Annotated in this window: 11 protein-coding genes and 1 tRNA gene; 8 read left to right on the top strand and 4 right to left on the bottom strand. The window is 74.3% G+C overall.

All coding sequences use genetic code 11. The features are described from left to right. The first annotated feature begins 53 nt into the window (after positions 1 to 53). Complete coding sequence (locus ABD54_RS23135; protein ID WP_047871641.1) at positions 54 to 608, top strand: ATP-binding protein; 555 nt, start codon at positions 54 to 56, stop codon at positions 606 to 608. Positions 609 to 926: 318 nt separating this feature from the next. On the opposite strand, the gene ABD54_RS23130 is transcribed toward ABD54_RS23135, so the two are convergent. Next, on the bottom strand, positions 927 to 1,571 hold the full coding sequence (locus tag ABD54_RS23130; protein WP_013151363.1) for a response regulator transcription factor: 645 nt from the start codon (positions 1,569 to 1,571) through the stop codon (positions 927 to 929). Continuing rightward, entirely contained in the window at positions 1,559 to 2,776 is a 1,218-nt protein-coding gene (locus ABD54_RS23125; protein ID WP_047871640.1) for a sensor histidine kinase, read from the bottom strand. The genes ABD54_RS23130 and ABD54_RS23125 overlap by 13 nt, the downstream gene beginning before the upstream one ends. A 146-nt stretch (positions 2,777 to 2,922) precedes the next feature. On the opposite strand from ABD54_RS23125, the gene ABD54_RS23120 reads away from it, so the two are divergent. Further along, positions 2,923 to 3,129, top strand: a complete 207-nt coding sequence (locus tag ABD54_RS23120; protein WP_047871639.1) for a response regulator transcription factor — start codon at positions 2,923 to 2,925, stop codon at positions 3,127 to 3,129. 122 nt (positions 3,130 to 3,251) lie between these two features. After that, positions 3,252 to 3,905 carry a hypothetical protein gene (locus tag ABD54_RS23110; protein WP_235432163.1) on the top strand — a complete coding sequence of 218 codons (654 nt, stop codon included), beginning with the start codon at positions 3,252 to 3,254 and terminating at the stop codon, positions 3,903 to 3,905. A 27-nt stretch (positions 3,906 to 3,932) separates the two neighbouring features. On the opposite strand, the gene ABD54_RS23105 is transcribed toward ABD54_RS23110, so the two are convergent. Beyond that, the gene (locus ABD54_RS23105; protein ID WP_047871638.1) at positions 3,933 to 4,451 is read right to left on the bottom strand and encodes an LURP-one-related/scramblase family protein; all 519 of its coding nucleotides are present in this window, start codon (positions 4,449 to 4,451) and stop codon (positions 3,933 to 3,935) included. Between the two features lie 229 nt (positions 4,452 to 4,680). On the opposite strand from ABD54_RS23105, the gene ABD54_RS23100 reads away from it, so the two are divergent. Beyond that, positions 4,681 to 5,382 carry an exonuclease domain-containing protein gene (locus ABD54_RS23100; RefSeq protein ID WP_082166954.1) on the top strand — a complete coding sequence of 234 codons (702 nt, stop codon included), beginning with the start codon at positions 4,681 to 4,683 and terminating at the stop codon, positions 5,380 to 5,382. 243 nt (positions 5,383 to 5,625) lie between these two features. Here ABD54_RS23100 and ABD54_RS23095 read toward each other — a convergent pair. After that, positions 5,626 to 5,697: transfer RNA gene (locus ABD54_RS23095), tRNA-Arg, on the bottom strand. A gap of 130 nt (positions 5,698 to 5,827) precedes the next feature. Here ABD54_RS23095 and ABD54_RS23090 point away from each other — a divergent pair. The 4 genes from ABD54_RS23090 to ABD54_RS23075 all read left to right on the top strand — a co-directional run bounded on the left by ABD54_RS23090 (position 5,828) and on the right by ABD54_RS23075 (position 10,151). Then, the gene (locus tag ABD54_RS23090; protein ID WP_047871637.1) at positions 5,828 to 6,214 is read left to right on the top strand and encodes a response regulator; all 387 of its coding nucleotides are present in this window, start codon (positions 5,828 to 5,830) and stop codon (positions 6,212 to 6,214) included. Beyond that, on the top strand, positions 6,211 to 7,296 hold the full coding sequence (locus ABD54_RS23085) for a DALR anticodon-binding domain-containing protein (protein ID WP_047871636.1): 1,086 nt from the start codon (positions 6,211 to 6,213) through the stop codon (positions 7,294 to 7,296). The genes ABD54_RS23090 and ABD54_RS23085 overlap by 4 nt, the downstream gene beginning before the upstream one ends. Before the next feature lie 114 nt (positions 7,297 to 7,410). After that, the gene (lysA, locus tag ABD54_RS23080) at positions 7,411 to 8,796 is read left to right on the top strand and encodes a diaminopimelate decarboxylase (protein WP_047871635.1); all 1,386 of its coding nucleotides are present in this window, start codon (positions 7,411 to 7,413) and stop codon (positions 8,794 to 8,796) included. 68 nt (positions 8,797 to 8,864) lie between these two features. After that, positions 8,865 to 10,151 (top strand): homoserine dehydrogenase, encoded by a 1,287-nt coding sequence (locus ABD54_RS23075; protein ID WP_047871634.1) that lies wholly within the window; start codon positions 8,865 to 8,867, stop codon positions 10,149 to 10,151. Positions 10,152 to 10,226: the final 75 nt, after the last annotated feature.

Here is a 10,226-nt window from a genome sequence, read left to right as displayed (position 1 = left end):
CCCTTCCCCCGGTTCGCCTGCCCACTGAACCGCCCCGCCGAAGGAGTCCTCCCATGCCCACGCTCGTCTCCGTGCCGGCTCTTGCCAAGGCCGAGGACACCGTCCTCACGGGTGTGCCCGACGAGTACCGGCACTACTTCAGCGGACGGCCGCCGGTCCCCTTCACCAAACGCCACTGGGAGTTCCCCGGGGAGCCCGCCAGCGTGCCGCTGGCCAGGGCCTTCCTGGACACCTGCGCGGCCGCCCGGGACAGCGACTACCGGTACGTCTTCTCGCTGCTGGGCACGGAGCTGGCCACCAACGCCATCCGGCACAGCCGCTCCGGCGAGGAGGGCCAGACCTTCGTGCTGCGGGTGACCCGGGCGCCCAACGGGCTCACGCTGGTCTGCCGGGACAACGGCAGGCCCACGCGCTCCGCGCCGGGAGAGGACCGTCCGCTGAGCGCCGGACCGCTGGAGGGCGACCGGCTCACCGCGGAGAACGGCCGGGGCCTGGCACTGGTCGACAGCTTCGCCACCGCCTGGGGCGACAACGGCCACCCCAGCATCCGCAAAGTGTGGTTCCACCTGGCCTACGACCTCACCGGCAGCTCCTGGCCCGCGGCCTGAGCCCTCCGGGACGGGGGGAGAGGAGCCGGGGAGAGCCGGACGGGGCGTCCGCTCCCGCCACCCCGGCGCGGGCGTGTCGGCATACCGGCCAGTAGCCGCGTGTGGCGCGGATCACGGGACGGCGCGATCCCCGGCCCGCACGGTACCGCGGGCCCCGTGACACCGCACGCGGCGCCTCAGGCCGATGCCCTCACCGCCGCGGTCCTCGGCCGTCACCGGCCTGCTGGTCACCCGCGGGGGACCCGTGAGGAGGCCCCGGCGCCGGGCCGCTGACCCGCTCCCCGCCGGGTGCCGCCCACAGGACCGGGCCGGGGCCGCTCACCTGCTGTCGAGGTAGGCGAGCACCGCGCGCACCCGGCGGTGCCCGCTGTCGGAGGGCGAGAGCCCCAGCTTCGCGAAGATGTTGCCGACGTGCTTGTGCACCGCGTTCTCGGTGACCACGATCCGCTCGGCGATCTCCCCGTTGTCGAGCCCCTCCGCCATCAGCGCCAGGACCTCGTTCTCGCGCCGGGTGAGCGACTCCAGGGGGTCGCGGACCCGGCGGGCCAGCAGCTGCTGCACCACCGCCGGGTCCATCACCGTGCCGCCCCCGGCCACCCGCCGCAGCGCGTCCACGAACTCGCTGACCCTGCCCACCCGGTCCTTGAGCAGGTAACCCACCCCGCCGCGGCCGTCGGCCAGCAGCTCCCCGGCGTAGTCCCTCTCCACGTACTGCGAGAGCACCAGCACCGGCAGCGCCTCGTGCCTGCGGCGGGCCCCGATCGCCGCGTGGATGCCCTCGTCGCGGAAGTTCGGCGGCAGCCGCACGTCCACGATGGCCAGGTCGGGCCGGTGGCGGTCCACCGCGTCGGCGAAGGCCGCCGCGTCCGCGGCCACCTCGGCCACCTCGAAGCCCCTGGTGGAGAGCAGCAGCTCCAGACCCGCCGACAGCAGCACGTTGTCCTCGGCGATCACGATCCGCACGGCATCTCCACGTCGATCACGGTCGGCCCGCCCGCCGGGCTGTCCACGCGTACCGTACCGTCCAGGGCGGCCACCCGGCGGCGCAGTCCCCGCACCCCGCTGCCGCGCTCCTCGTCCACCCCGCCCGAGCCGTCGTCGCGCACCGTCACCCGCAGCACGCCGCCCGCGCGCTCCAGGCGCACGGAGACCTCCCCGGCCCCGCTGTGCTTGACCGCGTTGGTGACCGACTCGGTGACCACGAAGTAGGCCGCGGTCTCCACCGCCACCGGGAGCGCGCCGAGCTCGCCCACGTCCAGGCGGGTGGGAACGGTGGTGCGGGCGGCCAGCGCGGTCAGCGCCCCGGACAGACCCCGGTCGGCCAGGATCGGCGGGTAGATGCCCTGGATCACCTCGCGCAGCTCGGCCATCGCCTCCTCTGCGCCCTCGTGGGCGTTCCGGAGCAGCGCGGCCACGGCCGGGTTCTCCACCGCCTCCCGCGCCACGCCCAACTGCATCGCGATCGCCACCAGCCGCGCCTGGGTGCCGTCGTGCAGGTCGCGCTCGATCCGGCGCAGCTCCGCACCGTGCGCGTCCACCACGTCGGCGCGCGTGCGGCTCAGCTCGTCCACCCGGGCCGCCAGCAGCTCCGCCTCCGTGGGAGCCAGCAGCGCCAGGGTCATGCGGGCGTGGGCACGTGCCGCCGGGACGGCCGCGCCCAGACCCAGCGCGCACCCGATCACGGCGTAGGCGACCCCGGTGACCAGCGCGGTGCCCCAGTCCAGCACGGGAAGCCACAGGAGCTGCAACGGCTCCTCTCGCGGGACCGCCCACCAGAACAGGTACTGCGGCGCGCTCAGCGGCATCGCCAGGGCCAGCAGCCCCACGAGCCCCAGCACGGTGCTGGCGGGCGCGAACGCGGGCAGCCACAGCAGGACGCGGCGGGTGGACGGACGCCCCCACAGCTCCCGGAAGCCCGACGCCTCACGCCCGCCCACGCGCGGGACCGGCACGCCCAGGAAGCGGGAGGCCCACCGCTGGTGCCAGGAGGCCCACCGGCCCAGGAGGCCCACCCAGTGCGGGAGCAGCACGAACCCCAAACCCCCGAGGGGTATGGTCAGCGCCACGGCCAGGGTCAGCGGCAGCATCGCCAGCGTCACCAGCCCCGAGCCCAGGACCACCAGCAGGTACGTGCTGGCCCTCAGCGCCCGCCTCCAGACCGCGCCCATGCACGCCGTCCCTTCGTCTCGCCCGTCGACCAACGACAGTCTGGTCCATCGCGGACACCCCGGGCACTACAGCCAGCCACCCTCTCCGTCCCGTACCCGCCGCGGACCCCGCGAGCGCGTCGACGGCCCCGCCGGACACTGGCATCGTGGGCGGCGAACCCCACCCGCCTCCGGAACGGAGCACCACCGGTGACCGTCGCGACCGAACCCCCGCCCTCCGCCTCGTCCTGAGCCGCGCCACCGTCAAGACCCATGTGAGCCGTCTGCTCACCAAACTCGACGTCCGCGACCGCGCGCAGCTCGTGGTCTTCGCCTACGAGACCGGCCTGGTCCGGGCCGCCCGCCGCGACTGACCCGGCCGATCCGGCCCGCCGGGAACCCGTGCGCCCGCCCCGGACGTCTCCCGGGGTCGACGGTGCGACTGTCCACCACGGGCCGACGCGCCGGTACGCCTCCGGGCCCGAGGATGGGCACCATGGTCGAGATACGCGGACTCACCAGGCGCTTGGGCGCCCAGCTCGACGTCGGCGGCGCCCACCCCTCCCGCACTGCCCGCGCCAACCTGGGGCGGATCGTCCGGGCCAACGGCCTGCCCGCCTCCCGGGCGGAGGAGGTCCTGGAGCGGGCCGGCCTGGCACACGCCGCCCGCTCACGGGTGCGCACGTTCTCGCTGGGCATGGGGCAGCGGCTCAACCTGGCCGCGCTGCCCGTCGCGGTGGTGACCGTGGCCGCCGCCTTCGCCGCCACCCAGTTCGGCCCGGGGGAGCACGGTTACCCGCTGGCGGACGCCGTCGCGGGCCCGGTGCCGGGCGCCCTGGCGGGCGCCGCCCTGTACTGGGTCCTCCTCGCCCTGCTCGCGGCCGGGCTGACCGTCGTCGCGCGCAACGCGATCGTGCAGCTGACCGTGCTGATCAGCACGGTGCTGGCGCTGCCCCTCTTCCTCTCGATACTGACCGAAGCGGCCGACTACCCGCCCGACCGGGCGGGGCCCAGATGTTCCTGCTCGGAGGACCCAACCGGACCGACCTGTCCCCCCTCCAGGGCGGCGCGGTCATGGCCGCCTGGGTGGTGCTGGTGTGGGCGGCGGCGCTTTGGCTGTTCCGTCGGCGCGACGCCTGACCCGGGTTAGGGCCGGGGCGCCGCCGCGCGCCCCGGCTCAGTCCCCCGGCCCCTCCTCGTCGTCCTCGTCACGCGTGAGGGCGTCCACGGCCACCGCCACGCTGATCACCAGGGCGGGGTCCCCGGCGATGTCCGAGCGGTGGGTGTTCACGTCCACCGCGTAGGTGTCCAGGACGCGGAACCACTTGCGGGACACGTGCGCGACGGTGCCGTGCTCGTCACTGATCACGTACTCCTTGTCGAGGAAGTCCCCGGTCACCTCCCAGTCCGGCGCGTCCTCCACCTCCACCACGAGCTTGTCGCGCAGCGGGTTGACCAGGCGCTTGCGGACGGTGGCGGTGGGGCCGCCCTCCCGCTCGACCCCCATCTGGTCGCGCAGTCTGAACAGCTTCTTGCGGATGACGGCGAGGACGGTTCCGTCGGTGTCCTTGAGTTCGAAGGTCGTGCGCAGCCGCAGCGCCTTGCCGTCCACGAGGAAGACCTTCTCACCCGCCTCGTCGGTCACCCAGTAGTCGTCACCGATGTCGAAAACGCGTTCGCGTACCAGGAACTTCATGCTCCGAAGTTAGGGCACGCGCGCCCGCCGCACCAGTGGCCGTCCGAGCCTGTGGACAACGCCTCCCGTGCGGCGCCGCGCCGGGCGGGCACCGGTCGGGGGACCGCGCGGCCGGCCCCGCGCCGACACCGTCTCCGGGAGGGATCGCGCCCGCGAAAGTCCGCACGCACCGGCACAACACGCGCCGGAGCGGGTACCTATGGGCACATCCCGACCCGGAAAGGTCCCCATGACCTGGCACACCCGGCCCATGGCCGCGTTCGACACCGAGTCCACCGGCCTGGACACCGGCAACGACCGGATCGTCACCGCCGCCCTGTGGCGCATCGACCCCGCCGCCCGCACCAAGGACGTCACCACCTGGCTCATCGACCCCGGGATCGAGATCCCCCGGGAGGCGACCGACATCCACCACATCACCACCGAGCACGCCCGCGAGCACGGCCGTCCCGCCGCCGAGGCGGTGCCGGAGATCGGCGCCGCCCTGGAGAAGGCCGCCGTGGACGGGCTGCCGGTGGTGGTCTACAACGCCCCCTACGACCTGGGCCTGCTCTCCGCCGAACTCCGGCGCCACGACGCGGGGGCCCGCTTCGACGGGACGCTGCGCGTCCTGGACCCGCTGGTGATCGACAAGCGCTTCGACACCTTCCGGCGCGGCTCGCGCAAACTGGTCGACGTGTGCGCCCACCACGGCGTGCGCCTGGACGCAGACCAGGCGCACGGGGCCGCCGCGGACGCGCTCGCCGCCGCCCGGCTGGCCTGGAAGCTCGCCGCCGCCCACCCCGAACTGGCGGCCATGGACATCGACGACCTGCACGCCGCGCAGGCCGCCTGGAAGGCCGAACAGGCCGCGAGCTTCCAGGACTACCTGCGGCGCAGGGATCCCGAGGCGGTCGTGGACGGCTCCTGGCCGCTGCCCGGACCCGCCTGACCGGGCGCCGCCCGCCGCACCGCGGCGGCCCGGACCGCGGACGGCCCGAACGCGAGGGGCGGAGCGCCGGGAACTCCCGGCGCCCCGCCCCTCGCGGCGTCGCGCGTCCCGTCCGGCGTGCGCACCGCCCGCCGCGATCCCGGCGGAAGCGGTCGCAGGTGGCGGAAAACGAAGAACGCCGACCGTGGCGGTCGGCGTCTTTCCGGTCGGCCAGCCGGGAGATCCCGCTGGTCCGCTGTGATGTGCCCCCTGCAGGATTCGAACCTGCGCACCCGGCTCCGGAGGCCGATGCTCTATCCCCTGAGCTAAGGGGGCTGGCTTGCGTGAACAACTCTAGCAGGATCGCGCCGTCCTTCGTCCACCAGTCGCCGCCGCGCCCGGCCAGGCCCGGCGATGAGCCCGTTCCGGTGGTGCCCTGCCGCCCGGCGGCGGTAGTGTCGCGCCCGTGAACGCCCTACCCACACGGGTTCTCGTCGTCGAGGACGACGACGTCATCCGCGAGCTCATCCGCCTCAACCTCGAACTGGAGGGGTTCGAGGTGTTCACCGCCGTGGACGGCCAGGACTGCCTCGACCGCGCCGCGCACATCGACCCGCACGTGGTCACCATGGACGTCATGATGCCCCGTGTGGACGGCTGGACCGCCGTCGAGCGCCTGCGCGCCGACGCCCGCACCCGCGACCGCCCCATCATCATGGTCACCGCCCGCACCCAGGAGACGGACCACCAGCGCGGCAGGCGCGTCGGTATGGACGCCTACCTCACCAAGCCCTTCGACCCCGACGTGCTCATCGACATCATCCGGAGCCTGGTCGGCGGGGGCCCGGAATGACCCCCGGACAACTGGAGGCCGCCGTCCGCACGGCCGCCGCGCGGGCCCTGGACCTGCCCCCGGACGCGATCCCCTTCGTGTGGCCCCGCAACGACCACGCGGACGGGGGCGCCGACGCCGCCACCGCCCTGCCGCCCCGCCTGGCGGGCGGCTCCGGAGGCCGGGAGCCCGACCGTCGGGGGGACCGCCGCGCGGAGGTCCGCGACCGCGTCGCCGCCGAGCTCTCGGCCATGCGCGACGAGGGTCTGGTGGACTTCGACCGCGTCACCGGCGACGGCCGCGGCTTCGTCAACGTCACCTTCACCTGCCGCCAGCGCGACGCCCTGCTCGCCGCGGCGGCCGACGGTCCCCGCTTCCTCACCGGCCGGGACTGGGACGGCGAAGGGGAGTGGCCGGCCTCCGCCCTGCACGAGGCCGGGCCGGTCGCCCAGGCCCGCAGGCTCGCCCGCACCGACGCCCGCGCCCGCATCGCCCTGGCTGTCGGCCCCCAGACCCCTCCGCCCGCTCCCGGCGGGGCCACCTGGCGCGACCCCTACCTCGACGGCGGGCACCGGGAACTGCTCACCCCCGCCGCGCGCGCCCTCGGCGCGGTCGGCGAGGACAGCGCGCGCGTCGCCTTCTGCCGCTCGGTGCCCGAACGCCCGCGCGGGACCGAGACCACCGGGCGCGACCTGCCTGTGCTGCCCTCCGCCGAGTACCCCGGGGCCTGGGCGCGCCTGACCGACGCCAACCCCGCCTTCCGGATGCGCTACGCACACGCCCACGCGACCAGCCTCGTGCGCTGGACCGCCGAGGGCGCACCGCCCCCCGCGGCCGACCACGACCGCACCGCCGCCGTGCGAGGCCTCCTCTTCGACGGCCCCAGCGTCCTGGACACGGCCGCCCGCCGAGAGGAACCCCATATCCTGGTCCGATACCTGGAGGCGCTGACCAGTGCCTACGATGAGTGGCGGACGTGTTCCGCCGCGGTCCCCGGAGCCTCTGAGCGGATCGCCGCGGACCCGGCCCCTCCAGCGGCCGTCGCCGGGATCCTCGGCGCCGGACTCCTCCTGCTCGGGGTGTCAGCGCCCACAAGGCTGTAGACGCTCCGCGCCCCCCGGTGGGCCGTACCCGTCCCTGGTGTTCCGATCGGTTCGGTGGACAATGGGGGGTGCCGCCGACCCGCACAGCCGTACAGTCCCAGCCGAAAGCCGATCATGAGCCGCTACGCCCACCCCGCCGGTTCCCGCCACGCGGAGATCCTGCCGGAGGACAACCCGCCGCTGCCGCCCGAGGACCTCAACGCCCTCGACCCGCGCGTGTGGCCCGCCACCGCGCGCCGAGCGGACGGTGAACTCACCGTCGGCGGCGTCGGCGTGCGCGAACTCGCCGCCGCCCACGGCACACCGCTCTTCGTCATGGACGAGGAGGACTTCCGGGGCCGCGCCCGCGACTACCGCACCGCCTTCTCCGACGCCGACGTCTACTACGCGGGCAAGGCCCTGCTGACCAAGGCCGTCGCGCGCTGGGTCAACGAGGAGGGGCTCAAGCTCGACGTGTGCTCGGGCGGTGAACTCACGGTCGCCCTGGCCGCCGGGGTCCCCGCCGAGCGCATCGGCATGCACGGCAACAACAAGTCCGCCGCCGAGCTGCGCCGCGCCGTCGAGGCGGGGGTGGGCCGCGTCATCATCGACTCCCTCGACGAGATCGAGCGCCTCGGCGCGATCGCCGCCGAACTCGGCGCCCGGCCCAAGGTCCTCATCCGCGTCACCACCGGCGTGGAGGCGCACACCCACGAGTTCGTCGCCACCGCCCACGACGACCAGAAGTTCGGCTTCGCGATGAGCACCGGCGCCGCCGCCGAGGCCGTCCGCCGCGTCCTGGCCGACCCGCACCTGGAACTCGTCGGCCTGCACTCGCACATCGGCTCGCAGATCTTCGACACCTCCGGCTTCGAGGTCGCCGCCCGCCGAGTGACCCGGTTCCTCACCGGGGTCCACGAGGAGCTGGGCGTCACCCTGGCCGAGCTCGACCTCGGCGGCGGCCTGGGCATCGCCTACACCTCCGGCGACGACCCCCTGGACCCCAAGACCATCGCGGGGAGCCTCACCTCCATCGTGCGCCGCGAGTGCGAGGAGGCCGGACTGCCGGTGCCCCGCATCGCGGTCGAGCCCGGCCGCGCCATCGCGGGCCCGGCGGGGATCACCGTCTACGAGGTCGGTACCGTCAAGGACGTCGAGGGCATCCGCACCTACGTCAGCGTCGACGGCGGCATGAGCGACAACATCCGCACCGCCCTGTACGGCTCGGAGTACACCAGCCAGCTCGCCTCCCGCGAGAGCGACGCCGAACCCATGCTGTCCCGCCTGGTCGGCAAGCACTGCGAGAGCGGCGACATCATCGTCCACGACCTCTACCTGCCCGCCGACCTGCGCCCTGGCGACCTGGTGGCCGTCGCCGCCACCGGGGCCTACTGCTACTCGATGGCGAGCAACTACAACCACCTGCCCCGGCCGGCCATGGTCGCGGTCCGCGGCGGGACCTCCCGCGTCATCGTGCGCAGGGAGAACGAGGAGGACCTCCTCCGCCTCGACGTCGGCTGAACGGTCCCGACGGCGGCCGGGGCCGCCCCGAGACGAGGATTCACGAGAGAAGTGGGAGTCACGCCCAAATGGCGATGAAGGTGGCGCTGCTCGGATGCGGCGTGGTGGGCTCGGAAGTCGTCCGCCTGGTCAACGAGCAGTCCGAGGAACTGGCCGCGAGGGTGGGCGCGCCCATCGAGATCGGGGGCATCGCGGTGCGCCGCCTGGGCCGCGACCGGGGTGTCGACCCGGCGCTGCTGACCACCGACGCCACGGCCCTGGCCACGCGTCCCGACATCGACCTCGTGGTGGAGGTCATCGGCGGCATCGAACCGGCCCGCTCGCTGATCCTCGCCGCGATCAAGGCGGGCAAGTCCGTGGTCACGGCCAACAAGGCCCTGCTCGCCGAGGACGGCCAGACCCTGCACGCCGCCGCCCGCGACGCCGGGGTGGACCTGTACTACGAGGCCTCCGTGGCGGGCGCGATCCCGCTGCTGCGGCCCCTGCGCGACTCGCTCGCGGGGGACAGGGTCGACCGCGTGCTGGGCATCGTCAACGGCACCACCAACTACATCCTCGACCGGATGGACTCCCTGGGAGCCGGGTTCACCGAGTCCCTCGAGCAGGCGCAGGCCCTCGGGTACGCCGAGGCCGACCCGACCGCTGACGTGGAGGGCTTCGACGCGGCGGCCAAGGCCGCCATCCTGGCCCGGCTGGCCTTCCACACCCAGCGGGTGACCGCCGCCGACGTGCACCGCGAGGGCATCACCGGCGTGTCCGCCGGGGACATCGCCAGCGCCCGCGCGATGGGCTGCGTGGTCAAACTCCTGGCCATCTGCCAGCGCTCGCGGGACGGCGAGTCGGTGGGCGTGCGCGTCCACCCGGTGATGCTCCCGGTCGATCACCCCCTGGCCAGTGTCAAGGAGGCCTACAACGCGGTGTTCGTGGAGGCCGGGTCAGCGGGCCGCCTGATGTTCTACGGGGCCGGTGCGGGGGGCACCCCCACCGCCAGCGCGGTCCTGGGCGACCTGGTCGCGGTGGCGCGCAACCGCCTCGCCGACACCTCGGTGGCCGAGGGCGGGCACGACACCGGGCTGCCGGTGCACGACATGGGCGAGACCATCACCAGCTACCACGTGGCGCTGGACGTGGCCGACCGTCCCGGAGTGCTGTCCAAGGTCGCGGAGATCTTCGCCGACCACGGCGTGTCCATCAAGAACGTGCGCCAGGAGGGCAGCGGGGACGACGCCCAGCTGGTGCTGGTCAGCCACCCCGCCCCCGACGCCGCGCTCAGCGCCACGGTCGAGGACCTGCGCGTCCACGACATGGTGCGCGAGGTGGCCAGTGTGATGCGCGTGGAGACCTTCGCCGACTGAGGGGGCCGCGCACCGCGGACGGTCGCGACCCCCTCAGTCGGCGAAGGTCTCCACGCGCATCACACTGGCCACCTC

Origin of the sequence: Nocardiopsis sp. RV163 (genome assembly GCF_001029525.1) — a bacterium.
Classification (GTDB): Bacteria; Actinomycetota; Actinomycetes; order Streptosporangiales; family Streptosporangiaceae; genus Nocardiopsis; species Nocardiopsis dassonvillei.
The sequence above is the reverse complement of the archived record's forward strand: the minus strand, read 5'-3'. Positions and strand labels throughout refer to the sequence as shown.